At 62.5% G+C, this 22,541-nt stretch carries 23 protein-coding genes and 1 tRNA gene; 12 read left to right on the top strand and 12 right to left on the bottom strand.

The features are described 5' to 3' along the window. Positions 1 to 10 precede the first annotated feature (10 nt). The 3 genes from RIN61_RS13330 to RIN61_RS13320 all read left to right on the top strand — a co-directional run bounded on the left by RIN61_RS13330 (position 11) and on the right by RIN61_RS13320 (position 2,106). Complete coding sequence (locus tag RIN61_RS13330) at positions 11 to 976, top strand: L-carnitine dehydrogenase (protein WP_112251402.1); 966 nt, start codon at positions 11 to 13, stop codon at positions 974 to 976. A gap of 10 nt (positions 977 to 986) precedes the next feature. Then, positions 987 to 1,463, top strand: a complete 477-nt coding sequence (locus RIN61_RS13325; RefSeq protein WP_215521037.1) for a thioesterase family protein — start codon at positions 987 to 989, stop codon at positions 1,461 to 1,463. A gap of 385 nt (positions 1,464 to 1,848) precedes the next feature. Continuing rightward, positions 1,849 to 2,106, top strand: coding sequence for a hypothetical protein (locus tag RIN61_RS13320; protein ID WP_046614493.1), 258 nt, complete (start codon positions 1,849 to 1,851; stop codon positions 2,104 to 2,106). 119 nt (positions 2,107 to 2,225) lie between these two features. On the opposite strand, the gene gbdR is transcribed toward RIN61_RS13320, so the two are convergent. Then, positions 2,226 to 3,332 (bottom strand): choline metabolism transcriptional regulator GbdR, encoded by a 1,107-nt coding sequence (gene gbdR, locus RIN61_RS13315; protein WP_112251398.1) that lies wholly within the window; start codon positions 3,330 to 3,332, stop codon positions 2,226 to 2,228. A gap of 498 nt (positions 3,333 to 3,830) precedes the next feature. Beyond that, entirely contained in the window at positions 3,831 to 5,207 is a 1,377-nt protein-coding gene (locus RIN61_RS13310; RefSeq protein ID WP_112251396.1) for an L-serine ammonia-lyase, read from the bottom strand. A gap of 453 nt (positions 5,208 to 5,660) precedes the next feature. On the opposite strand from RIN61_RS13310, the gene RIN61_RS13305 reads away from it, so the two are divergent. The 3 genes from RIN61_RS13305 to choV all read left to right on the top strand — a co-directional run bounded on the left by RIN61_RS13305 (position 5,661) and on the right by choV (position 8,712). Beyond that, positions 5,661 to 6,608: a choline ABC transporter substrate-binding protein gene (locus tag RIN61_RS13305; protein ID WP_112251394.1), complete on the top strand. Its 948-nt coding sequence runs from the start codon at positions 5,661 to 5,663 to the stop codon at positions 6,606 to 6,608. An 80-nt stretch (positions 6,609 to 6,688) separates the two neighbouring features. Then, positions 6,689 to 7,537 carry a choline ABC transporter permease subunit gene (gene choW / locus RIN61_RS13300; protein WP_181457319.1) on the top strand — a complete coding sequence of 283 codons (849 nt, stop codon included), beginning with the start codon at positions 6,689 to 6,691 and terminating at the stop codon, positions 7,535 to 7,537. After that, positions 7,534 to 8,712: a choline ABC transporter ATP-binding protein gene (gene choV / locus RIN61_RS13295; RefSeq protein WP_112251390.1), complete on the top strand. Its 1,179-nt coding sequence runs from the start codon at positions 7,534 to 7,536 to the stop codon at positions 8,710 to 8,712. Before choW ends, choV begins: the two co-directional genes overlap by 4 nt. A 120-nt stretch (positions 8,713 to 8,832) precedes the next feature. Here the strand turns inward: choV and hisF are convergent, their stop codons facing one another. The 6 genes from hisF to RIN61_RS13265 all read right to left on the bottom strand — a co-directional run bounded on the left by hisF (position 8,833) and on the right by RIN61_RS13265 (position 13,780). Beyond that, complete coding sequence (hisF, locus tag RIN61_RS13290; protein WP_025337372.1) at positions 8,833 to 9,603, bottom strand: imidazole glycerol phosphate synthase subunit HisF; 771 nt, start codon at positions 9,601 to 9,603, stop codon at positions 8,833 to 8,835. Positions 9,604 to 9,613: 10 nt separating this feature from the next. Beyond that, positions 9,614 to 10,351 (bottom strand): 1-(5-phosphoribosyl)-5-[(5-phosphoribosylamino)methylideneamino]imidazole-4-carboxamide isomerase, encoded by a 738-nt coding sequence (gene hisA, locus RIN61_RS13285; RefSeq protein WP_003257484.1) that lies wholly within the window; start codon positions 10,349 to 10,351, stop codon positions 9,614 to 9,616. Positions 10,352 to 10,378: 27 nt separating this feature from the next. Further along, entirely contained in the window at positions 10,379 to 10,639 is a 261-nt protein-coding gene (locus RIN61_RS13280; RefSeq protein ID WP_046614499.1) for a DUF2164 domain-containing protein, read from the bottom strand. Next, a complete protein-coding gene (gene hisH / locus RIN61_RS13275; protein WP_063914495.1) occupies positions 10,640 to 11,278 on the bottom strand; it encodes an imidazole glycerol phosphate synthase subunit HisH in 639 nt (212 codons plus the stop codon). It lies immediately after the preceding gene. Then, positions 11,279 to 11,872 carry an imidazoleglycerol-phosphate dehydratase HisB gene (gene hisB, locus RIN61_RS13270; protein ID WP_003255736.1) on the bottom strand — a complete coding sequence of 198 codons (594 nt, stop codon included), beginning with the start codon at positions 11,870 to 11,872 and terminating at the stop codon, positions 11,279 to 11,281. Between the two features lie 246 nt (positions 11,873 to 12,118). Then, on the bottom strand, positions 12,119 to 13,780 hold the full coding sequence (locus RIN61_RS13265) for an OFA family MFS transporter (protein ID WP_112251388.1): 1,662 nt from the start codon (positions 13,778 to 13,780) through the stop codon (positions 12,119 to 12,121). Positions 13,781 to 14,168: 388 nt separating this feature from the next. Between RIN61_RS13265 and RIN61_RS13260 the strand changes: the two genes are divergently transcribed. The 4 genes from RIN61_RS13260 (at position 14,169) to RIN61_RS13245 (ending at position 17,914) form a co-directional block, all read left to right on the top strand. Beyond that, positions 14,169 to 16,415 (top strand): AsmA family protein, encoded by a 2,247-nt coding sequence (locus RIN61_RS13260; protein WP_313852269.1) that lies wholly within the window; start codon positions 14,169 to 14,171, stop codon positions 16,413 to 16,415. Next, positions 16,412 to 17,479, top strand: a complete 1,068-nt coding sequence (gene mutY / locus RIN61_RS13255) for an A/G-specific adenine glycosylase (protein ID WP_133969967.1) — start codon at positions 16,412 to 16,414, stop codon at positions 17,477 to 17,479. Before RIN61_RS13260 ends, mutY begins: the two co-directional genes overlap by 4 nt. After that, positions 17,476 to 17,748, top strand: coding sequence for an oxidative damage protection protein (locus tag RIN61_RS13250; protein ID WP_003257478.1), 273 nt, complete (start codon positions 17,476 to 17,478; stop codon positions 17,746 to 17,748). The genes mutY and RIN61_RS13250 overlap by 4 nt, the downstream gene beginning before the upstream one ends. Before the next feature lie 90 nt (positions 17,749 to 17,838). Further along, positions 17,839 to 17,914, top strand: a tRNA-Phe gene (locus RIN61_RS13245). Positions 17,915 to 18,051: 137 nt separating this feature from the next. Here the strand turns inward: RIN61_RS13245 and RIN61_RS13240 are convergent. Beyond that, on the bottom strand, positions 18,052 to 18,354 hold the full coding sequence (locus tag RIN61_RS13240) for an addiction module antidote protein (protein WP_112251382.1): 303 nt from the start codon (positions 18,352 to 18,354) through the stop codon (positions 18,052 to 18,054). A gap of 9 nt (positions 18,355 to 18,363) precedes the next feature. After that, positions 18,364 to 18,654, bottom strand: coding sequence for a type II toxin-antitoxin system RelE/ParE family toxin (locus tag RIN61_RS13235; RefSeq protein ID WP_112251380.1), 291 nt, complete (start codon positions 18,652 to 18,654; stop codon positions 18,364 to 18,366). A 148-nt stretch (positions 18,655 to 18,802) separates the two neighbouring features. Here RIN61_RS13235 and ppk2 point away from each other — a divergent pair, with 148 nt between their 5' ends. Then, positions 18,803 to 19,783 carry a polyphosphate kinase 2 gene (ppk2, locus tag RIN61_RS13230; RefSeq protein WP_112251378.1) on the top strand — a complete coding sequence of 327 codons (981 nt, stop codon included), beginning with the start codon at positions 18,803 to 18,805 and terminating at the stop codon, positions 19,781 to 19,783. Positions 19,784 to 19,837: 54 nt separating this feature from the next. Here ppk2 and RIN61_RS13225 read toward each other — a convergent pair whose 3' ends face one another. Then, positions 19,838 to 20,071, bottom strand: coding sequence for a hypothetical protein (locus RIN61_RS13225; RefSeq protein ID WP_112251376.1), 234 nt, complete (start codon positions 20,069 to 20,071; stop codon positions 19,838 to 19,840). A gap of 233 nt (positions 20,072 to 20,304) precedes the next feature. On the opposite strand from RIN61_RS13225, the gene RIN61_RS13220 reads away from it, so the two are divergent. Then, positions 20,305 to 20,748: a hypothetical protein gene (locus RIN61_RS13220; RefSeq protein WP_112251374.1), complete on the top strand. Its 444-nt coding sequence runs from the start codon at positions 20,305 to 20,307 to the stop codon at positions 20,746 to 20,748. 181 nt (positions 20,749 to 20,929) lie between these two features. Here RIN61_RS13220 and gabP read toward each other — a convergent pair whose 3' ends face one another. After that, on the bottom strand, positions 20,930 to 22,315 hold the full coding sequence (gene gabP, locus RIN61_RS13215) for a GABA permease (RefSeq protein WP_112251372.1): 1,386 nt from the start codon (positions 22,313 to 22,315) through the stop codon (positions 20,930 to 20,932). Positions 22,316 to 22,541 lie beyond the last annotated feature (226 nt).

The following is a 22,541-nucleotide window of genomic DNA, read 5'->3' as shown; positions in this document are numbered from 1 at the left end:
GGAGACCGATATGCCCTTCATCACCGAGATCAAGTCCTTCGCCGCCCTGGGTAGTGGCGTGATCGGCAGCGGCTGGGTCGCCCGCGCCCTGGCCCATGGCCTGGACGTGGTCGCTTGGGACCCGGCGCCCGGCGCCGAGCACGCCCTGCGCAAACGCATCGCCAACGCCTGGCCTGCACTGGAGAAACAAGGCCTGGCGCCAGGTGCAGCGCAAGACCGGCTGAAATTCGTGGCCACCATCGAGGAATGCGTGCGCGACGCCGATTTCATCCAGGAAAGCGCACCCGAGCGCCTGGACCTCAAGCTCGACCTGCACGCGAAGATCAGCGCTGCCGCCAAGCCCAATGCAATCATCGGCTCCAGTACCTCGGGCCTGCTGCCCAGCGAGTTCTACGAGTCATCCACTCACCCTGAGCGTTGCGTGGTCGGTCACCCGTTCAACCCGGTTTACCTGCTGCCGCTGGTGGAGATCGTCGGCGGCAACCGCACGGCACCCGAAGCTATCGAGGCCGCGAAAACCATCTACACCGCACTCGGCATGCGCCCGCTGCATGTGCGCAAGGAAGTCCCTGGCTTCATCGCCGACCGCCTGCTCGAAGCGCTGTGGCGCGAGGCCCTGCACCTGGTCAACGACGGCGTGGCCAGCACTGGCGAGATCGACGACGCGATCCGCTTCGGCGCCGGCCTGCGCTGGTCGTTCATGGGCACCTTCCTCACCTACACCCTGGCCGGTGGCGACGCCGGCATGCGCCACTTCATGGCCCAGTTCGGCCCGGCGCTGAAGCTGCCCTGGACCTACCTGCCGGCACCGGAGTTGACCGACAAGCTGATCGACGATGTGGTCGAAGGCACTTCGGAACAGCTGGGCGAACGCAGCATCGCTGCGCTGGAGCGCTATCGTGATGACACGCTGCTGGCAGTGCTGGAGGCGGTGAAGACCAGCAAGGCCAGGCACGGTATGGCTTTCGGCGACTGAGGAGACTGCGATGCCCGCACTGATCACCTACCGCACCCCGGTCCAAGAGGACTGGGTAGACTACAACGGGCATCTGCGCGATGCCTACTACCTGCTTATCTTCAGCTACGCCACTGATGCGCTGATGGAGCGCATCGGCCTGGATGCCGACAGCCGCGGCCAGAGCGGTAACTCGCTGTTCACCCTGGAGGCGCACATCAACTACCTGCACGAAGTGAAGCTGGGTACCGAAGTGTGGGCGCAGACGCAGATCATCGGCTTCGACCGCAAGCGCCTGCATGTCTATCACAGCCTGCACCGGGCAGGCTTCGACGAAGCACTGGCGGCCAGTGAGCAGATGCTGCTGCATGTGGACCTGGCGGGGCCGAAGTCGGCGCCGTTCAGTGAGCGTAGCGTCGGGTTGCTGCAAGGGTTGGTGGATGAGCAGCAGGGCCTGCCGTCGGCTGAATTCCTGGGCAGGGTAATAGGCCTGAACACAAAATCCTGAAGGTGACTGCGCGCCCTGTGGGAGCGGGTTCACCCGCGAATGCTTTGGTAACTTCACCATCGCATTCGCGGGTAAACCCGCTCCCACAGGGATTTGTGCATCCTTCAAGTGTTGCTTCGGGAAAAAAATAACCCCGGAAAGCCGTGAGCATCCGGGGCCAAGAGCGAGCAACATCCACTGTGCATGAACGAGGGTGACCAAACCCTCAGGAACCGTGAATGGCTTCAGTGTGCGGCCTTCCAAGGTGCTCGATTTAGCCGGAAACGACCTGTTCTTAGCCAATGCAGCCATGGCGCCATTCTGTTGTTGCGGGCATGTCGCCGGCGTCACAGAATCGGTCGTAAATCACAGCAGCACTCTCTTAGCGATAAAAGGGACAACAGCCATGATGCATGCGGATTTGATTGACCAGGACGATCTGGCAGGCCACCTGCGCGCGCGCGGGTTCGAGATTCCGGCCGGCGCTACTGCCGAGCAGGCGTGCGAAGCGGTGGTGCGCGGGCTGACCGAGCCCAATGCACGGGCGCTGAAGGGGATGGTGGAGCAGATGTATACCGGTAGTGCGACGATCCTGCCGGCGGTGCGCCAGGCCATCGACAAACAGCTGTTGCCGGCGTTGGCGCAGTTCAACAAGCGCGCCTGAATCGTTTTCCTGTACTGGCCTCTTCGCGGGTGAACCCGCTCCCACAGGTTCTGCACTGAACTCGAAAGCAGTGCAGTACCTGTGGGAGCGGGTTCACCCGCGAAGAAGCCGGCTCCATATCAGAGCCTCACACTGGCAAAGGTCGACTCGTTGCGCGCCTGGCTCAGGGCCGCCATCGGCCCGCTGTGCGGCGACAGAGTCATGGCCTGCGGGATCGGCATCATCGCCACCTGCTGCGCGGTGTTGGAGCCCACGCGCTCATCACGCGGCGGAATGCCGAAGTACTCGCGGTAGCACTTGGAGAAGTGCGGGGTCGACACGAAGCCGCATACCGACGCCACCTCGATGATCGACATCGGCGTCTGCTTCAGCAACTGCCGGGCGCGGATCAGGCGCAGCTTCAGGTAGTAACGCGACGGCGAACAGTGCAGGTACTTCTGGAACAGGCGCTCGAGCTGCCGGCGCGATACCGACACGTATACCGCCAGTTCGTCCAGGTCGATCGGCTCTTCGAGGTTGGCCTCCATCAGCGCGACGATTTCCTGCAGCTTCGGCTGGTTGGTGCCAAGCATGTGCTTGAGCGGCACGCGCTGGTGATCCTGCTCGTTGCGGATGCGTTCGTAGACGAACATTTCAGAGATTGCCGCCGACAGTTCACGGCCGTGATCGCGGCTGATCAGGTGCAGCATCATGTCCAGCGGCGCAGTGCCGCCGGAGCTGGTGAAGCGGTTACGGTCGAGGGTGAACAGGCGGGTGCTCATGTTGACCCGCGGGTAGGCCTCCTGCATGGCAGCCAGGCATTCCCAGTGCACGCTGCAATCGAAGCCATCGAGCAGGCCGGCGCAGGCCAGGGCCCAGCTGCCGGTGCACACTGCACCCAGGCGTCGCGACTGGCGAGCCTGGGCCTGCAGCCAGGTGACATGCTCACGGGTAACGGTGCGCTGGATGCCGACGCCGCCACAAACAATCACTGTATCCATCGGCGGGGCGCTGTGCATGGCCGCGTCGGGGGTGATCTGCAGGCCGTCGCTGGCCCACACCTGGCCGCCATCGACAGTCAGGGTGTGCCAGCGGTATAGCTCGCGGCCGGAAAGCTGGTTGGCCATGCGCAGCGGCTCGACGGCCGACGCCAGGGAAATGAGAGTGAAATTGTCCAGTAGGAGAAACCCGATGGACTGGGGGGCTGTGCGGTTCTGGGTTGGGGTCCCGGAGGTGTACGACGTCATCGCGATTTCTCCTCACACAAATGCAGGGTGTGCCTCAGGCGAGCACTGATTTCTTGTTATGTATGGCCCCGGTTTCATGTGCAGGGGCCTTGGTGCCAATCTCAACGCAAACGCCGTGCCTGAAATTGAACGGCTATCCAAAAAAACCTGAAAACGACGCCTTTATCAGGCAAATCAGGTGTTTTGATCGAGTTGGCCAATCTTCGTAGAACGGGCGTGCTAGGCGCTGTGCGTGTAACGGCTGAGCAATTTGGTGACACGCGCAGTGTAGGATGCCCAGAAACGACACTCTTGAGTGTCACCGACAACGCCCACACTGATAACGACACCCGACGATCGGTATGCGTCGCGCTGCACCATAAAGAGACATTTGTGGCTGTGCTGCACCTGTTTCAATCTCAAGGGCCCCTTCGCGGGTGAACCCGCTCCCACAAGGATAATGCAGTCCCTGTGGGAGCGGGTTCACCCGCGAAGAGGCCCTTAAGGTCAGATCAAGAGTCAGCATTCAATGGCGCTGACCGCCAGGCCACCACGCGAGGTCTCTTTGTACTTGTCGTGCATGTCGGCCCCGGTATCGCGCATGGTGCGGATAACCTGGTCGAGGGAAATGAAGTGCTCGCCGTCACCACGCAGGGCCATCTGCACCGCGTTGATGGCCTTGACCGCGGCAATCGCGTTGCGCTCGATGCACGGCACCTGCACCAACCCGCCGACCGGGTCGCAGGTCAGGCCCAGGTTGTGCTCCAGTGCAATCTCGGCAGCGTTCTCCACCTGCGGTGGGGTCGCGCCCAGCACCTCAGCGAGGCCCGCCGCGGCCATGGCGCAAGCCGAACCGACTTCCCCCTGGCAACCCACTTCGGCACCAGAGATCGACGCGTTCTTCTTGCACAGAATGCCCACCGCGGCGGCAGCGAGGAAGAAATCGACCACGCTGGACTCGTCCACCGCATCACTGAAGCGCATGTAGTAGTGCAACACCGCCGGGATGATGCCCGCCGCGCCGTTGGTCGGCGCGGTAACCATGCGCCCGCCGGCGGCGTTTTCTTCGTTGACCGCCAGGGCGAACAGGTTGACCCACTCCATGGCGCTCATGGTCGAGCCGATCACGTTGGGCTTGCCGATTTCCTGCAGGCTGCGGTGCAGCTTGGCGGCGCGGCGGCGTACGTTCAGCCCGCCGGGCAGCGTGCCTTCGTATTTCAGGCCATTGTTGACGCATTCCTGCATGGCTTCCCAGAGCTTGTGCAGGCCGGCGCGGATCTCTTCCTCGCTGCGCCAGACCTTCTCGTTGGCCATCATCAATTGCGACACGCTGAGGTCGTTTTGCTTGCACAGGCGCAGCAGTTCGGCGGCGCTGTCGAAGTCGTACGGCAGCACCGTCTGGTCGGCATCCAGCACGCCGCTGGCGGCCTGGGCGGCATCGACCACAAAGCCGCCACCCACCGAGTAATAGGTGTCGCGGTGCAGCTCGCCCTGCTCGCCTTCGGCAATCAGGGTCATGGCGTTGGGGTGGTACGGCAGGTTCTCGTCCAGCAGCAGCATGTCGCGGGCCCAGACGAATTCGATGGGCAGGCGGCGGTCCAGCTGCAGGGTATTGGTTTCGCGCAGGTCGGCGATACGCGGCGCGATCTGGGTCGGGTCGATGGCGTCCGGCCATTCGCCCATCAGGCCCATGATGGTGGCATTGTCGGTGCCATGCCCCACACCCGTGGCCGACAGCGAGCCATACAGGCGCACTTCGATCCGCTTCACACGTTCCAGCTCGCCACGCTCGCGCAGGCCCTGGACGAACAGAGCGCCAGCACGCATGGGGCCGACGGTGTGGGAGCTGGAGGGCCCGACACCGATCTTGAACAGGTCGAACACGCTGATGGCCATTGTTGAATCACCTCTTGCTGGGCTTGTCTCTGCGCGCCATGCGCAGGGCGGGGCAGCTGCTAGGCTGAAGCAGCGGGCCGCCTTGAATGCACGCATCATCGGGCTTTTACCGCACCCCTCGCCGTCTGCAACCGACGTACTTTTGTCCAGCAGCGCCGCGCTGTTTTCTACCGGGAAGTAGCCCTCACCAGGCCGCTTTCCGGCGGCCTGGTGACGTAAAAATGCGGCTGAGGGGGTGGAAAAATCCATAAACGACATCGCCCATACTGGATACGACCCGTTCCGTACTGGTTACGACCCCACCAGTAGGCGATTGCCCGGCGCTGGAGGATTATCGAAAGCGACTCGTAAAGCACGGCCACGCATCCTGCCCTCTGCAGGCCTGGTCGACCGGACCCTGAGAAAGCCCGGCGACCCACGCGAACCCGAAGACAAAATCACAGGAGTCCATCCATGAAAGGTTCACCCTCGCTGTTGCTGGTTGCGATGCTGTCCGCGCCTTTGCTGGCCCAGGCCGCCGAACCCGAGCAATGCAAGACGGTACGGTTCTCGGATGTCGGCTGGACCGACATCACGGTCACCACCGCGACCACCAGCGTTGTGCTCGAAGCACTGGGTTACAAGACCCACACCACCATGATCTCGGTACCGGTGACCTACAAGTCGCTGGCCACCGGCAAGGACCTGGACGTGTTTCTCGGCAACTGGATGCCGACCATGGAGAACGACATCAAGCAGTACCGCGACGCAGGTACTGTGGAAACCGTGCGCGCCAACCTGGAAAACGCCAAGTACACCTTGGCTGTGCCCCAGGCGCTGTATGACAAGGGCCTGAAGGACTTCAGCGACATTCCCAAGTTCAAGCAGGAACTGGGCGGCAAGATCTACGGCATCGAGCCTGGCAACGATGGCAACCGCACCATCCAGAGCATGATCGACAAGAACGCCTTCGGCCTGAAGGACGCCGGCTTCAAGATCGTCCAGTCCAGCGAGGCCGGCATGCTGTCGCAGGTCGACCGCGCGCAGAAACGCGGCGAGGCGCTGGTGTTCCTCGGCTGGGAACCGCACCCGATGAACACCCGCTTCAAGATGCAGTACCTGACCGGTGGGGACGAGTTCTTCGGCCCCGACTTCGGCAAGGCGACCGTATTGACCAACACCCGCAAGGGCTATGTGCAGGAATGCAGCAACGTTGGCCAGCTGTTGAAGAACCTGTCGTTCGAGCTCAAGGATGAAAGCACCATGATGGGCTATGTCCTGGACGACAAGATGAAACCCGAGGCGGCTGCCAAGAAGTGGCTCAAGGACAACCCTGGCAAGCTGGATGCCTGGCTGGCCGGTGTCACCACCGTTGATGGCAAACCAGGCCTGGAGGCGGCCAAGGCCAAGCTGACGCAATAACGCAATACGCCATAGCGCTACCTCGGGGCAGGCCGTGCCTGCCCCGGGTTGATTTCAATCTATGCAGGTGGAAGCTCGCTATCATGCTTATCGATCAGAAAATACCCCTGGGTGAGTACATCGCGTCGTTCGTCGAGTGGCTGACCCAGAACGGCGCGAACTACTTCGACGCCATCGCGCAGGGCCTGGAGTTCATGATCCATGGCGTCACCAGTGCCCTGACCTTCTTCAATCCGTTCGTGCTCATCGCTCTGTTCGCCGCCCTGGCGCATTTCATCCAGCGCAAGTGGGCGCTGACCGCATTCGTCGCCCTGTCGTTCCTGCTGATCCTCAACCTGGGTTACTGGCAGGAAACCATGGAAACCCTGGCGCAGGTCACCTTTGCCACGGTGGTTTGCGTGGCCATCGGCGTGCCACTGGGCATCGTCGCCGCGCACAAACCGATGTTCTATACCGCCATGCGCCCGGTACTCGACCTGATGCAGACGGTACCTACATTCGTCTACCTGATCCCCACCCTGACCCTGTTCGGCCTGGGTGTGGTGCCGGGGCTGATCTCGACGGTGGTGTTCGCCATCGCCGCGCCGATCCGCCTCACCTATCTGGGCATCTGCGATGTCCCGCAGGAGCTGATGGACGCCGGCAAGGCCTTTGGCTGCTCGCGGCGCCAGCTGCTCACCCGTATCGAACTGCCGCACGCGATGCCGAGCATCGCCGCCGGCGTTACCCAGTGCATCATGCTGTCGCTGTCGATGGTAGTGATTGCCGCCCTGGTCGGTGCTGACGGCCTGGGCAAACCTGTGGTCAACGCACTGAACACCGCCGATATTTCCCTGGGCTTCGAAGCGGGCCTGGCGATCGTGCTGCTGGCGATCATGCTCGACCGTATCTGCAAGCAACCGGACCTGCCGGTAAGGGGTGAAGCATGAGCATCATTCGTTTCGAAGACGTCGACGTCATCTTCTCCAACAAGCCGCGCGAAGCGCTGGCCCTGCTCGACCAAGGCCAGACCCGCGAGCAGATTCTCAAGCAGACCGGCCTGGTTGTGGGGGTCGAGAAGGCCAACCTGGATATCCAGAAGGGCGAAATCTGCGTGCTGATGGGCCTGTCCGGTTCGGGCAAGTCGAGTTTGCTGCGCTGCATCAACGGCCTCAACACCGTCAGCCGCGGCAAGCTGTTTGTCGAGCACGAAGGCAAGCACATCGACATTGCCCACTGTACCCCCGCCGAACTGAAGATGATGCGCACCAAGCGCATTGCCATGGTGTTCCAGAAATTCGCCCTGATGCCCTGGCTGACGGTACGCGAGAACATCAGCTTTGGCCTGGAAATGCAGGGCCGCCCCGAGAAGGAACGGCGCAAGCTGGTCGACGAAAAGCTCGAGCTGGTGGGCCTGACCCAGTGGCGCAACAAGAAGCCGGACGAACTGTCAGGCGGCATGCAGCAGCGCGTGGGCCTGGCCCGGGCGCTGGCGATGGATGCCGACATCCTGCTGATGGACGAACCGTTCTCGGCACTGGACCCGCTGATCCGCCAGGGCCTGCAAGACGAGTTGCTTGGCCTGCAGGCCAAGCTGAGCAAGACCATCGTGTTCGTCAGCCACGACCTGGACGAAGCGCTGAAGCTGGGTAGCCGCATCGCCATCATGAAGGACGGGCGGATCATCCAGTACAGCAAGCCGGAAGAGATCGTGCTCAACCCGGCCGACGAGTATGTGCGTACCTTCGTCGCCCATACCAACCCGCTGAACGTGCTGTGCGGGCGCAGCCTGATGCGCAGCCTGGACAACTGCAAGCGGGTGAATGGCTCGGTGTGCCTGGACCCGGGTGGCGATTCGTGGCTGGACCTGGGCGAAGGCAACTCGATCAAGCGTGCGCGCCAGGGGCAGAACGGGCTGGAGATGCAGAACTGGGCACCGGGGCAGTCGGTGGAAGGGCTGGGCCGCAAACCGACCCTGGTGCATGCGGATATCGGCATGCGCGATGCGCTGCAGATTCGCTACCAGACCGGGAACAAGCTGGTGCTGCAGGAGAATGACAAGGTGGTGGGGATTCTGGGCGACAGCGAGCTATATCACGCGCTGCTCGGCAAGAACCACGGTTGATGCCATTGGGGCCGCGTTGCGGCCCTTTCGCGACACAAGGCCGCTCCTACAGGGGAACGCATATCCCTGTAGGAGCGGCCTTGTGTCGCGAAAGGAGGGCAAAGCCCTCCCAACAATGGGTCAGCGAACGACGATCCCGCGCGAAGCCATGTAGGCCTTGGCCTCCGGCACCGTGTACTCGCCAAAGTGGAAGATACTGGCCGCCAGCACCGCACTGGCATGCCCTTCCAGAATGCCGTCAGCCAGGTGCTGCAGGTTACCCACCCCGCCCGAGGCAATCACCGGAATACCCAGCGCATCACTGATCGCGCGGGTAACGCCAAGATCGAAGCCGTTCTTCATGCCGTCCTGGTCCATGCTGGTCAGCAGAATCTCGCCGGCCCCCAGGCCTTCCATCTTCTTCGCCCATTCAACGGCATCCAGCCCGGTCGGCTTGCGCCCGCCGTGAGTGAAAATCTCCCAACGCGGCTGCTCACCCGGGCCGGATACCTTCTTGGCGTCGATGGCCACAACGATGCACTGCGAACCGAAACGGTCCGCGGCCTCGCCAACAAACTCCGGGTTGAACACCGCGGCCGTGTTGATCGAGACCTTGTCGGCACCGGCATTGAGCAGGTTGCGGATGTCCTGTACGGTGCGCACGCCACCGCCCACGGTCAGCGGGATGAACACCTGGCTGGCCATACGCTCGACGGTATGCAGGGTGGTGTCACGGCCATCGACGCTGGCAGTAATGTCGAGGAAGGTGATTTCGTCGGCACCTTGCTCGTCGTAGCGACGGGCGATTTCCACCGGGTCGCCGGCATCACGGATGTTCTCGAACTTGACGCCCTTGACCACCCGGCCGTTGTCCACGTCCAGGCAAGGGATGATGCGCTTGGCCAGTGCCATGGTTCAGTCCTCAGCCTTGGTAGTTGTCGCAGAAGGCTTGGGCCTCGGCGACATCGAGGGTGCCTTCGTAGATGGCACGGCCGGTGATGGCGCCGATGATGCCCGGGGCCTTGGCGTCCAGCAGGGCCTTGATGTCACCCAGGTTGTGGATGCCGCCCGAGGCGATCACCGGGATCGAGGTGGCTTCTGCCAGCGCCTTGGTGAACGGCACGTTGCAGCCCTGCATCATGCCGTCCTTGGCGATGTCGGTGTAGACGATCGCCGAGACGCCATCGGCCTCGAAACGCTTGGCCAGGTCGATGACCTGCACCGAGCTCACTTCAGCCCAGCCGTCGGTGGCGACGAAGCCGTCCTTGGCGTCCAGACCGACGATGACCTTGCCCGGGAAGGCCTTGCACGCTTCAGCGACGAATTCCGGCTGCTTGACCGCCTTGGTACCGATGATCACGTAGCTGACGCCAGCCTTGACGTAGTGCTCGATGGTTTCCAGCGAGCGGATGCCACCGCCGATCTGGATCGGCAAAGTCGGATAGCGCTTGGCGATGGCAGTGACCACTTCACCGTTGACCGGCTGGCCTTCGAAGGCGCCGTTGAGGTCGACCAGGTGCAGGCGGCGGCAGCCACCCTCGACCCACTTGGCGGCCATGCTCACCGGGTCGTCGGAAAATACCGTGGAGTCTTCCATGCGGCCTTGGCGCAGGCGCACGCAGGCACCGTCCTTCAGATCGATAGCGGGGATAATCAGCATCTTGGGAACCTGTCTGTTCTTGGGGTTTCAGGGCTTTTCGAGCGCCCACAGATCGCTTTCGATGCTCTCGAACCGCTCCTTGAGGTGCAGCTGAACATCGGCAATCGCCCTGTTGTAGTAATGGGGTGCAATTTCTTTGCTGAACAGCTCGAGGACCTCGGCCACTTCGAACGACCCCAGCTCCAGCTCGAAACGGTCTTCGAGGAAGCGCTTGAGCGTGTGCAGCGCTTCGCGCTCCTGCTCGGGGGCCAGGGTGATGACCGGGGCCTTGGTCTTCGACCTGCTCATTTACCAGCGCCCGTCCCAGGCGACGAAGTTCTGCAGCAGCTGCAGGCCATGGGTATGGCTCTTCTCCGGGTGGAACTGCACGGCAAAGCGCGAGCCATCGGCCAGCGCAGCGGCGAAATCGACACCGTAATGGCCGCGGCCGACCACCTGGGCCGGTTTGCCGGCATTGATGTAGTAGCTGTGCACGAAGTAGAACCGCGCACGGTCGGGGATGTCGTGCCACAGCGGGTGGTCGTTGGTCTGGCCGACTTCGTTCCAGCCCATGTGCGGCACCTTCAGGTGCTCGCCGTCTTCCTGCAGGTCTTTGCCGAAGAAGCGCACCTGGCCCGGGAACAGGCCGATGCAGTCGACACCGTCGTTTTCTTCGCTGTGGTCGAGCAGTGCCTGCATGCCCACGCAAATGCCGAGGAACGGGCGGTCCTGGCTGACTTCGCGCACCAGGCTGTCGAAGCCCAGGCGGCGGATTTCGGCCATGCAGTCGCGAATCGCGCCCACGCCCGGAAATACCACGCGGTCGGCTTCGCGGATGACCGCGGCATCGCTGGTGACCAGCACCTTGCCGGCCCCTACATGCTCGAGTGCCTTGGCCACCGAGTGCAGGTTACCCATGCCATAGTCGATTACGGCTACCGTCTGCATTTACAGGCACCCTTTGGTGGAAGGCATCTGCCCGGCCATGCGCTCGTCGAGGGTGATGGCCATGCGCAGGGCGCGGCCGAAAGCCTTGAACACGGTTTCGATCTGGTGGTGGGTGTTGTGGCCACGCAGGTTGTCGATGTGCAGGGTCACCAGGGCGTGGTTGACGAAGCCCTGGAAGAACTCCTGGAACAGGTCGACATCGAAGCCACCGACGCTGGCGCGGGTGTACGGCACGTGCATCTGCAGGCCCGGGCGACCGGAGAAGTCGATGACCACGCGCGACAGCGCTTCGTCCAGAGGCACGTAGGCGTGGCCGTAGCGGAAGATGCCCTTCTTGTCACCGATGGCCTGGGCGAATGCCATGCCCAGGGTGATGCCGACGTCTTCGACGGTATGGTGATCGTCGATATGCGTGTCACCCTTGCACTCGATATCCAGATCGATCAGCCCATGGCGGGCGATCTGGTCCAGCATGTGTTCAAGGAAAGGCACACCGATATCGAATCGGGCCTTGCCACTGCCATCGAGGTTGATCGAGCACTTGACCTGGGTTTCCAGGGTATTGCGCTCGACGGAAGCCTTACGTTCGACCATCACCAGCTCCGCAAAATCATTAGGCGAAAAGGGTTTCATTATAGGCCTAGAACGCGCCCGCTTGAAACGCGGATGACATATGGCAAAGCAAGCAATTACGGGAGCTGGATACTATTACAGGTCTATACAACCCGCTCTTTTGGGGCTGCTTCGCAGCCCATCGCGACACAAGGCCGCTCCCACAGGGGCATGCGGTCACCTGTGGGAGCGGCCTTGTGTCGCGAAAGGGGCGCAAAGCGCCCCCAATCAATGGAACAGCACAGCCGTCTTTTGCAGGGTAATCCACACCCCCCAAGCCAACGGCACGACCACCACAGCCCAGGCCAGCAGCACCAGGGGCAGGCTGCCCGGTGCCGCCTTCCACTCCAGCGAGCGCGCCCCATCGGCGCCCTTGTCATGGCTCAACGCCCGCTCGGCAGCCAGTTCGGCATCGCTCATGAAATGCCTGTCGGCCACCGGTCGCACCAGCATGTTGCAGACAAAGCCCAGCACCAGCAGGCCGGCGAGGATGTACAAGGTCATGTCATAGGCAGCCGCACGCTCCACCCCGGCTGCCAACTGGTACTCGCGCAGGTAGGTGATAAGCACCGGCCCCAGCACTCCCGCCGCCGCCCAGGCGGTCAGCAGGCGGCCATGGATGGCACCGACCATCTGCGTGCCGAACAGGTCGGCCAGGTAGGCCGGTACCGTGGCAAAGCCACCGCCGTACATCGACAGGATGATGCAGAACGCCGCCACGAACAGCGCCACGTTACCCAGGTGCCCCATGTTCGGTACCAGGCTGTACAAGCCCACGCCCAGGGCGAAGAAGGCGAAATAGGTGTTCTTGCGGCCAATGTAGTCCGAGAACGACGCCCAGAAGAACCGCCCGCCGATGTTGAACAGGCTCAGCAGGCCGGTGAAGCCGGCGGCGATCGCGGCAATCTGCGCCAGCTGGGTGCTGTTCAGCTCGCTGAAGCTCAACCCGTTGCCCAGCAGCTTGCCGGCGAACACTTCCTGCAGCAACGGCGAAGCCATGCCGAGGATGCCGATACCCGCCGACACGTTCAGGCACAGCACCAGCCAGATCAGGGCGAACTGCGGGGTCTTCCAGGCCACGCTGACGTGCACGTGGCGGTCGGTGACCATGGTGTTGCCAGCTTTCTTCACCGGGGCGCTCCAGCCTTCGGGCTTCCAGCCGGTTGGCGGTACGCGATACGCCAGGGCACCGGCGGTCATGAACACGAAGTAGATCGCCGCCATGACGACGAAGCTCTGCCACACGCCCACTTCCTGCGCATTGCCGAAATGGCCCATCAGCGCGGTGGCCAGCGGTGCACCGACCATGGCCCCGCCACCGAAGCCCATGATCGCCATGCCGGTGGCCATGCCGCGCTTGTCCGGGAACCATTTGATCAGGGTCGAAACCGGCGAGATGTAGCCCAGGCCCAGGCCGATACCGCCGATTACGCCGGAGCCCAGCCACATCAGCCACAGCTGGTGGGTCTTCACGCCAATGGCTGAAATAAGCATGCCGCCGCACCAGCACAACGCCGACACCAAGCCGGCCTTGCGCGGGCCGGCGTGTTCCAGCCAACCACCCAGCACGGCTGCCGAGCAACCGAGGAAGACGAAGAACAGGGTGTAGATCCAGCTCAGCATGGAAATCGGCCAATCGCATTCGGCGCTGAACATTCGGGCCATGAAGCCCATGTCCGCTGCGCAGGCGACCGGGGCGGTGATGCCGAGGGCTTGCGACAGTGGCAGCCAGAACACCGAGAAGCCATAGGCCATGCCGATGCACAGGTGGATGGCCAGGGCGGCTGGCGGGACCAGCCAGCGGTTGAAGCCCGGGCGGGCGATGATGCGCTCCTTCGACAGGAAGCCTGGCGCACTGGCCAAGGTCCCCGCCGCGACGGTACTGCTCATAGGATTAGATCCTTCTTATAGGGAGGGTGCAGGCAAAGCGGCGCAAGGGTAGCAGCATCAAGTGGCGTGAAAGCAATCTGATATCGTTAATTTTTGCTCGGCTGAAACGGTCATGTGGCCTGTACCGGCCCTATCGCCGGCAAGCCAGCTCCCACAAGTACCCCACCGACCTCGGGAACAGCGGGATCCCTGTGGGAGCTGGCTTGCCGGCGATAGGGCCAGTACAGGCCACACATTCGGAACTGACAAAATCGTGGCTGTCGAAAGCCGTACCATCTGCTGTACACGTAGGAAATGCCCCGTATCTCTGGTCGAATACGCAGGGGCAACCACTGCGGCGCTATACTCTGCCGCCTGAATTTCAAAAACGGACTACAAGGACTCGCCCATGAAAGCGTTCGGCAAAATCCTGGGACTTGGGCTTCTCGGGTTGCTGCTGATCATCGTGGCACTGGGCTTCGCCCTGACCCACCTCTTCGATCCCAACGACTACAAAGACGAGATTCGCCAGCTGGCACGTGACAAGGCTCACGTCGAGCTGACCCTCAACGGTGACATTGGCTGGAGCCTGTTCCCGTGGCTGGGCCTGGAGCTGCACGAGGCGAGCATCGCCACCTTGAACAAACCCAAGGAGCCATTCGCCGACCTGCAGATGCTCGGCCTGTCGGTACGTGTGCTGCCACTGCTGCGCCGCGAAGTGCAGATGAGCGACGTGCGCGTGGAGGGCCTGAACCTGACCCTGGCCCGTGACGAACACGGCCATGGCAACTGGGAAGACATCGGCAAGCCGCTGCCCGCGCAGAACGGCGCCAGCGCCGATACGCAGGCCGGTGCCCCGGCCCAGGCGCCGGCCGAACAGCCGTCGGCACCGGTCGCCAGCAACGAGCGCGCCGTCAAGCTGGACATCGACAGCCTGACCGTCAACAACGCCCGTGTGCAGTACACCGATGCCAAGACCGGTCAGAACTACAGCGCCGAAAGCATCCAGCTGAGCACCGGCCCGGTCCACGAAGGGGCGAACATTCCGCTCAAGGCCAGCGCCTTCCTCAGTGCCAGCCAGCCGAACATCAAGGCTCGCACCGAACTGGCCGGCGAGCTGCGCTTTGACCGCAAGCTCAAGCGCTACAACTTCGAAGACATGCGCCTGTCGGGCGAAACCTCGGGTGAGCCCACCGGCGGCAAGACCGTGACCTTCGCCGCCCAAGGCCAGTTGCTGGTCGACCTGGCCGCCAATGTCGCCTCGTGGAACGGCCTGAAAGTCTCGGCCAACCAGCTGCGCGCCCTGGGCGAACTGAACCTGCGGGACCTGGACAAGGCGCCACAGCTGAGCGGCGGCCTGTCCATCGCCCAGTTCGACCTGCGCACCTTCCTCGACAGCATCGGCCGCCCGCTGCCGGCCACCAACGACCCGGCGGCCTTCGCCAAGCTGGAACTGGTCACCCGCCTGCAGGGCACGCCGAACAGCCTGGCCCTGGAAGACCTGGCGGTGAAGCTGGACGACAGCACCTTCAGTGGCCGCGTGGCCATCGATGACTTCGCCAAGCAGGCCCTGCGCCTGCAGCTCAAAGGCGACACCTTCAACGCCGACCGCTACCTGCCGGCCAAGAGTGAAGAAGCCAAGGGCGCCACCGCCGCGCGTCAGGCCGAGGTCAAGCAACAGGAAGCCAGCGCGGTCGCCGGCCCTGGTACCACGCCGCTTCCCAACGCCCCGACCCAGGTCGCCTGGAGCGACGACAAGCTGCTGCCGGTCGACCGCCTGCGCGCCCTCGACTTGCAGGCCGACCTGGCCTTCGGCTCGCTGACCCTGGACAAACTGCCGATCGAAGACGCCCAGCTCAAGGCTATCGGCCAGGGCGGCCTGCTGACCTTGCAAACCCTTCGCGGTGAACTGTACAACGGCACCTTCGAGGCCAAGGGCACCGTCGACGTGCGCCCTGCCGTGCCGCAACTGGGCGTCAATACCAGCATCCAGCGGGTGCCGGTGGAACATTTCATCAAGACCGAGGGCAAGGAACAGACGCCACCGGTCAAAGGCCTGCTGACGCTGACCAGCGACCTGACCGCCACCGGCAACAGCCAGAAGGCCCTGGTCGATACCTTGAACGGCAACGCCAACTTCGTCATCAACGACGGCGTGCTGGTCAATGCCAACCTGGAACAGCAGCTGTGCAAGGCCATCGCCACGCTGAACCGCAAATCGCTCACCGGCGAGCCACGCGGCAAGGACACCCCGTTCCAGGAACTGCGCGGCAGCCTGGTGGTGCGTAATGGCGTCGCCAGCAACCCGGACCTCAAGGCGCGCATTCCGGGCCTGACCGCCAATGGCCATGGTGACCTCGACCTGCGTGTACTGGGCATGGACTACAACGTTGGCGTGGTCGTCGAAGGCGACCAGCGCGCCATGCCGGACCCGGCCTGCCAGGTCAACGAACGCTATGTCGGTGTCGAAATACCGCTGCGCTGCCGCGGCCCGCTGGAGCTGGGCGCCAAGGCCTGCCGCCTGGACCAGGACGGCCTGGGCAAGGTAGCTGCCAAACTGGCCGGCAACCGCCTGCAAGACAAGATCGATGAAAAACTCGGAGACAAAGTGAGCCCGGAACTGAAAGACGCGCTCAAGGGGCTGTTCAAGCGATGAGCCCCGAGCAGTTCTCCAGCGCAGTGCTGGACTGGTATGACGAACACGGCCGGCACGACCTGCCCTGGCAACAGGGCATCAACCCGTACCGGGTGTGGGTGTCGGAAATCATGTTGCAGCAGACCCAGGTCAGCACCGTGCTCAACTACTTCGACCGCTTCATGCAGGCCCTGCCGACCGTGCAAGCCCTGGCCGAAGCGCCGGAGGACGAAGTGCTGCACCTGTGGACGGGCCTGGGCTACTACACCCGGGCACGTAACCTGCAAAAGGCCGCGAAGATCGTGGTCGAACAGCATGGCGGCGAATTCCCGCGCAGTGTCGAGCAGCTCACCGAGCTGCCCGGCATCGGCCGCTCGACTGCCGGTGCCATCGCCAGCATCAGCATGGGCATCCGCGCACCGATCCTCGACGGCAACGTCAAACGCGTACTGGCCCGCTACACCGCCCAGGCCGGCTACCCCGGTGAGCCCAAGGTGGCCAACCAACTGTGGGCCACGGCCGAGCGCTTTACCCCGCAACAGCGGGCCAACCACTACACCCAGGCAATGATGGACATGGGCGCCACGCTGTGCACCCGCAGCAAACCCAGTTGCCTGATCTGCCCGCTGCAGCGCGGCTGCGAAGCGCACCTGCACGGTGAAGAAACCCGTTACCCAGAGCCAAAGCCGCGCAAGGCACTGCCGCAACGCCGCACACTGATGCCACTGCTGGCCAACCACGAAGGCGCCATCCTGCTTTACCGCCGCCCGTCCAGCGGACTTTGGGGTGGCTTGTGGAGCCTGCCGGAGCTGGACGACATCGCCCAGCTCGACGACCTGGCCTACCAGCACGGCCTGCGCCTGGCTGGCAGCCGCGCCATGGACGGCCTGACCCATACCTTCAGCCACTTCCAGCTGGCGATCGAGCCCTGGCTGGTGCGCGTCGACCCGGTCGGCCAGCACGTGGCCGAGGCCGACTGGCTCTGGTATAACCTCGCCACCCCGCCGCGCCTGGGCCTCGCCGCCCCGGTGAAAAAGCTGCTCAAACGCGCGGCCGACGAACTGACTGCAGGAGACGCCCGATGACCCGCACCGTGATGTGCCGCAAGTACAAAGAAGAACTGCCAGGCCTGGAGCGCCCGCCCTACCCCGGCGCCAAGGGCCAGGACATCTTCGAACACATCTCGCAGAAGGCCTGGGCCGACTGGCAGAAGCACCAGACCATGCTGATCAACGAAAAGCGCCTGAACATGATGAACGCCGAGGACCGCAAGTTCCTCCAGGGCGAGATGGACAAGTTTTTCGCCGGCGAAGAATACGCCCAGGCGGAAGGCTACGTTCCACCGTCGGAATGACCCCACGGAACGTAAGCGACGGAATTAATTTAAAATTTTTTCAAAAAGTCGTTGACGAGCGGTCTGAAAGTCTATTTAATTCACCTCGTCGCCCAGATAGCTCAGTCGGTAGAGCAGAGGATTGAAAATCCTCGTGTCGGCGGTTCGACTCCGTCTCTGGGCACCACCTTCAAGCTTCTGGTGGTTGCAAAGTTACCCGAAGCGACAACAAGAAACCCGCCTAGTGCGGGTTTTTTGTTGTCTGTCATTTTTGCTGAAAGAATGGCAGCCTACCGGCCTTGCTATCCATCCCAAGCACCAACCTTATCCCGCTGCGCGCGGGAGCACCTCGGCATGAAGCCTTACCCCCAGCGCCGCCATCACTTTCATGATGGTCGCCAGACTCGGGTTACCTTCCGCAGACAACGCCTTGTACAGCCCTTCCCGTGTCAGCCCGGTGTCACGTGCCAACTGAGCCATACCTCGGGCCCGGGCGATGTCGCCCAAGGCAGCAGCAAGCAGTGCCGGGTCGTTTTCCTCCAGACACGCCTCAAGGTACAAGGCCATGTCTTCCTCTGTCTTCAAATGGTCAACGGCGTCCCATTTGCTCAGCTTGATATTTGTCATGGTGGCCTCCTAAAGGTCGCGTGCCAGCTTGAGGGCAGATTTGATATCTCTGGATTGGCTGGCCTTATCGCCACCCGCCAAGAGGATGATCACCTCATAGCCTCGTTGAACGAAATACACCCGATAGCCCGGACCATAATCGATCCGCAGTTCGAATACTCCCTCAGCAACCGGCTTACAGTCACCCATCACTCCTAGCTCCGCTCGACGCAACCTGACGTTGATGCGAGCCTTTGCCCGCGGATCACGCAAAGCAGCGAACCACCGTCGGTAAGTTTCGGTTTGGATTAGTGTATGCATGAGCAAAATGTAAACCGTAGTTCACACTACATTCAATTTGCAGCTGTTTCAAACTGTTTATCGACACACTGTTGACCAGCATCAAAAGGCCATTAATCGCTGGGCCTAAAATGCCGGAGGCTACCCGACTCGACCAGCAAGGACCTCCATGAGCGAAGAATCCCCCCTCCTGCTCCCCGCCCCCAGCGAGCCCGCCATCACCACAGCCCGCACGCGCCGCCCACGCCAGCGCAAGCCGGAGCCGACGATCACCAGCATCAGCCAGCAACCCGCAGCACTGGAAGTTGCCACCGCCCCCAAGGGCAGCAACGAAGACAGCACATCAGCCCGTCTGCCAGGCAGTTACCCCTACCGCACCCGTATGCGACGCCAAGACTACGAAAAGGCCAAGCATGCGTTGCAGATCGAGCTGCTGAAGGTGCAGAGCTGGGTGAAGGAAACCGGCCAGCGCGTGGTGATCCTGTTCGAGGGGCGCGATGCTGCGGGCAAGGGCGGCACCATCAAGCGCTTCATGGAACACCTGAACCCGCGTGGCGCGCGCATCGTCGCCCTGGAAAAGCCTTCCGAGCAGGAAAAAGGCCAGTGGTACTTCCAGCGCTACATCCAGCACCTGCCCACGGCGGGCGAAATGGTGTTCTTCGACCGCTCCTGGTACAACCGCGCCGGGGTCGAGAAGGTGATGGATTTCTGCACGCCGCTGCAGTACCTGGAATTCATGCGCCAGGCCCCGGACCTGGAACGGATGCTGTGCAACAGCGGCATCCTGCTGTTCAAGTACTGGTTCTCGGTGAACCGCGAAGAGCAGCTGCGCCGCTTCATCTCGCGCCGGGACGACCCGCTCAAGCACTGGAAGCTGTCGCCCATCGACATCAAGTCGCTGGACAAGTGGGACGACTACACCGCAGCCAAGGAGGCGATGTTCTTCCATACCGACACGGCCGATGCGCCGTGGACGGTGATCAAGTCCGATGACAAGAAACGGGCGCGGATCAACTGCATACGCCATTTCCTGCATTCGCTGGACTACCCGGGCAAAGACCCACAGGTGGCACACGCCCCGGACCCGCAGCTGGTAGGCCGGGCTTCACGTGGTTTCGAAGAAGACGAGACACCACAGCCAGCAGGCTGACGCCCGACCTGCCATCGACAAACGCCGCAGCCCGAGACGGGCTGCCGGCGCATCTTAGTCGCCTGACATGGAGCGAAGATGCTCGAAAGCATCTTGGGTCATGCAGCCCATATAGGAGATTCCGTGCAGACCAAGCGGAAACTCACTGTCTTTCTCGGCTTTTTCGCTAATTGCAAGAACGTCAGCCTTTGTGATCGACTGTCGGTCGCACTCGGCGAAACCGGTGGCATAAAAAAGCTTACCCTCCTCGTCATAGCCATACAGGGTTACAAGATAATAATGCTTCATGGCTCTCTCCTTACGCGCAGCTGCGCGCATTTTGCAAACGCCGATTGACATAGCAGTGAGCCGCCATCCAGACATGGATGACGGTGCAGAGACGTTATGCAGTTCAGGCAGCGGGCATAAGCAGGAGGCATGTCCATAGCAGAATGCATCAGCCCAGTGTCGGCACACGGCTTGGGTTTATCGGGCAATTGCGCTTCAATACGCGCAATTTTCAGCAGCCTCAGGATTGCCCCATGGCCACCCCAACCAAGCAACAGAAACGCGCCAAGCGCGCCGCCAGCAAGGCCAAGCAGAACCGCATGGTGCGCAGCGGCCAGGCGGTCAAGGCCAGTGCCGGTGACAGCGCCAGCGTCGAGCAGGTGTACAACAAGGCCATGGAGTCGGGCAGCTACGACCCGCTGTTCAAGAAAATGAAGGAAGCCCAGGAAGGCGGCCTGGTGCCGATGATTTCGGTATTCCTGGTGGACCCGCTGTTGGCCCTGGTGCTCAAGGGGCACAAGGAAGAACACGCCACCGACTACATCGTGCTGGTGTTCAACGCCTACCGTAAATGGCTGGATGGGGCCGATGAAGAAGCCACCATGGCCTGGCTGGAAAGCGATGAGTTCCAGGCAGCCTATGTGGCGGCTTCGGAGGCGGTGGCCAAGCAGCAGCAACAGCAGAAGCAGTTTGGCTGATATGGCTGCGTGAACTGTGTCGGCCTTTTCGCGGGTAAGCCCGCTCCCACAAGGATCCCACTGGCATCCAGGCCTGTGATGAACCTGTGGGAGCGGGTTCACCCGCGAAAGGGCCGGTACAGGCAACAAAAAAGGCCGCGCCCTGCACAGGACGCGGCCTTTTCATTTCAACCAGCGCGGATCAGTTATCCAACGCCACCCGCCCGGCAGCTTCGCGCTTGCGGTGCACCAGCAAGCCAGCCGCCACCACACCAATGCTCAGCAGTGCGGTCGCGATGATTTCGGCGCGGTGGTCCTCACGCAGCGCCATTACCACCAGGATGGCAACGATGAAGGCAATGGTTGCCCAGGTCAGGCCCGGGAACAGCCACATCTTGAAGGTGATCTTCTCGCCACGGGCCTCGCGCTGGGCACGCATGCGCAGCTGCGACACGGCAATCACCAGGTAAACCAGCAGGGCAATGGCGCCCGAGCTGGCCAGCAGGAACTCGAACACCTGGGCCGGGGCCACGAAGTTGGCGAACACACAGAGGAACGCCGCTGCAGTGGACAGCAGAACCGCCACATGCGGGGTAGCCGACTTGGTGGTGCGCTGGGCAATGGCCGGGGCGTCACCACGCTTGCTCAGCGAGAACAGCATGCGCGACGAGGTGTACAGCGCCGAGTTCAGGCAGCTGGTCACGGCAATCAGCACGACGATGTCGACGATCAGCTTGGCATTCGGCACGCCAATGCGGCTCAGCACGGTCTGGTAGGAACCGGTCTCGGCCAGCGCCGGGTCGTTCCACGGTACCAACGCCACGACCAGGAAGATCGACACCAGGTAGAACAGGCAGATACGCCAGATTACCGAGTTGGTGGCGCGGCTGATCTGCTTGCCCGGGTCTTTCGACTCGGCAGCGGCGATGGTGACGATTTCGGTACCCATGAACGAGAACATGGTGGTCAGCATGGCTGCCAACACCGCGCCCAGGCCGTTAGGCATGAAGCCCTGGGTGTCGAACAGGTGGCTGGCACCGCTCACCTGGCTGCTCGGCACAAAGCCGAACATGGCCGCACAACCCACAGCAATGAAGCCAATGATTGCCAGCACCTTGAGCAGGGCGAACCAGAACTCGAACTCGCCGTAGTTCTTCACGCTGCACAGGTTGGTCAAGGTCAGCGCCAGGGTGATGACCAGCGAGAACGCCCAGAGGTCTACCGCAGGGAACCAGGCATGCAGGATGGCCGCGGCGGCGTTGGCCTCCAGCGGAATCACCAGCACCCAGAACCACCAGTACAGCCAGCCAATGGTGAAACCGGCCCAGCGCCCGATGGCGCGGTCGGCATATGTAGAGAACGAACCGGTGTCAGGCGAGGCGACTGCCATTTCACCCAACATGCGCATGACCAGCACGACCAGCGTACCGGCGGCAGCGTAAGCCAGCAGCACAGCTGGGCCGGCAGCAGCGATGGCGTGGCCGGAGCCAACGAACAGGCCGGCACCGATGACGCCAGCGATGGACAGCATGGTCACATGCCGTTGTTTGAGCCCCTGAGCGAGGTCATTGGAATTGTTACCGCTCATTGAAACTACCTTTGTAAGGAGTGGACCACTCCGACTGCGTTTACAGAGCGCGCCCGGGGTTGACCTGGGCGTCGCTGCAATCGGCGGTTTCCTACTGGCAATAAGCGCGCCATGTGCTGAATGCATTCGTCAGAAAAGTCGGCGGCCCTTTTGGCATGCGGTTTGGAGGGCTTTCGGCCAGTGGCTGACCGAAAGGCCGCCAAATCATCGGATTACTGAAATACCC

Source organism: Pseudomonas inefficax (assembly GCF_032164165.1).
GTDB lineage: Bacteria > Pseudomonadota > Gammaproteobacteria > Pseudomonadales > Pseudomonadaceae > Aquipseudomonas > Aquipseudomonas inefficax.
The sequence above is the reverse complement of the archived record's forward strand: the minus strand, read 5'-3'. Positions and strand labels throughout refer to the sequence as shown.

What these genes read in the sequence shown, in the direction of transcription:
- RIN61_RS13330 (WP_112251402.1), top strand. Translation starts at nt 11, where the DNA reads ATGCCCTTCATCACCGAGATCAAGTCCTTCGCCGCCCTGGGTAGTGGC.
- RIN61_RS13325 (WP_215521037.1), top strand. Translation starts at nt 987, where the DNA reads ATGCCCGCACTGATCACCTACCGCACCCCGGTCCAAGAGGACTGGGTA.
- RIN61_RS13320 (WP_046614493.1), top strand. Translation starts at nt 1,849, where the DNA reads ATGATGCATGCGGATTTGATTGACCAGGACGATCTGGCAGGCCACCTG.
- gbdR (WP_112251398.1), bottom strand. Translation starts at nt 3,332, where the DNA reads ATGACGTCGTACACCTCCGGGACCCCAACCCAGAACCGCACAGCCCCC.
- RIN61_RS13310 (WP_112251396.1), bottom strand. Translation starts at nt 5,207, where the DNA reads ATGGCCATCAGCGTGTTCGACCTGTTCAAGATCGGTGTCGGGCCCTCC.
- RIN61_RS13305 (WP_112251394.1), top strand. Translation starts at nt 5,661, where the DNA reads ATGAAAGGTTCACCCTCGCTGTTGCTGGTTGCGATGCTGTCCGCGCCT.
- choV (WP_112251390.1), top strand. Translation starts at nt 7,534, where the DNA reads ATGAGCATCATTCGTTTCGAAGACGTCGACGTCATCTTCTCCAACAAG.
- hisF (WP_025337372.1), bottom strand. Translation starts at nt 9,603, where the DNA reads ATGGCACTGGCCAAGCGCATCATCCCTTGCCTGGACGTGGACAACGGC.
- hisA (WP_003257484.1), bottom strand. Translation starts at nt 10,351, where the DNA reads ATGCTGATTATCCCCGCTATCGATCTGAAGGACGGTGCCTGCGTGCGC.
- RIN61_RS13280 (WP_046614499.1), bottom strand. Translation starts at nt 10,639, where the DNA reads ATGAGCAGGTCGAAGACCAAGGCCCCGGTCATCACCCTGGCCCCCGAG.
- hisH (WP_063914495.1), bottom strand. Translation starts at nt 11,278, where the DNA reads ATGCAGACGGTAGCCGTAATCGACTATGGCATGGGTAACCTGCACTCG.
- hisB (WP_003255736.1), bottom strand. Translation starts at nt 11,872, where the DNA reads ATGGTCGAACGTAAGGCTTCCGTCGAGCGCAATACCCTGGAAACCCAG.
- RIN61_RS13265 (WP_112251388.1), bottom strand. Translation starts at nt 13,780, where the DNA reads ATGAGCAGTACCGTCGCGGCGGGGACCTTGGCCAGTGCGCCAGGCTTC.
- RIN61_RS13260 (WP_313852269.1), top strand. Translation starts at nt 14,169, where the DNA reads ATGAAAGCGTTCGGCAAAATCCTGGGACTTGGGCTTCTCGGGTTGCTG.
- mutY (WP_133969967.1), top strand. Translation starts at nt 16,412, where the DNA reads ATGAGCCCCGAGCAGTTCTCCAGCGCAGTGCTGGACTGGTATGACGAA.
- RIN61_RS13250 (WP_003257478.1), top strand. Translation starts at nt 17,476, where the DNA reads ATGACCCGCACCGTGATGTGCCGCAAGTACAAAGAAGAACTGCCAGGC.
- RIN61_RS13240 (WP_112251382.1), bottom strand. Translation starts at nt 18,354, where the DNA reads ATGACAAATATCAAGCTGAGCAAATGGGACGCCGTTGACCATTTGAAG.
- RIN61_RS13235 (WP_112251380.1), bottom strand. Translation starts at nt 18,654, where the DNA reads ATGCATACACTAATCCAAACCGAAACTTACCGACGGTGGTTCGCTGCT.
- ppk2 (WP_112251378.1), top strand. Translation starts at nt 18,803, where the DNA reads ATGAGCGAAGAATCCCCCCTCCTGCTCCCCGCCCCCAGCGAGCCCGCC.
- RIN61_RS13225 (WP_112251376.1), bottom strand. Translation starts at nt 20,071, where the DNA reads ATGAAGCATTATTATCTTGTAACCCTGTATGGCTATGACGAGGAGGGT.
- RIN61_RS13220 (WP_112251374.1), top strand. Translation starts at nt 20,305, where the DNA reads ATGGCCACCCCAACCAAGCAACAGAAACGCGCCAAGCGCGCCGCCAGC.
- gabP (WP_112251372.1), bottom strand. Translation starts at nt 22,315, where the DNA reads ATGAGCGGTAACAATTCCAATGACCTCGCTCAGGGGCTCAAACAACGG.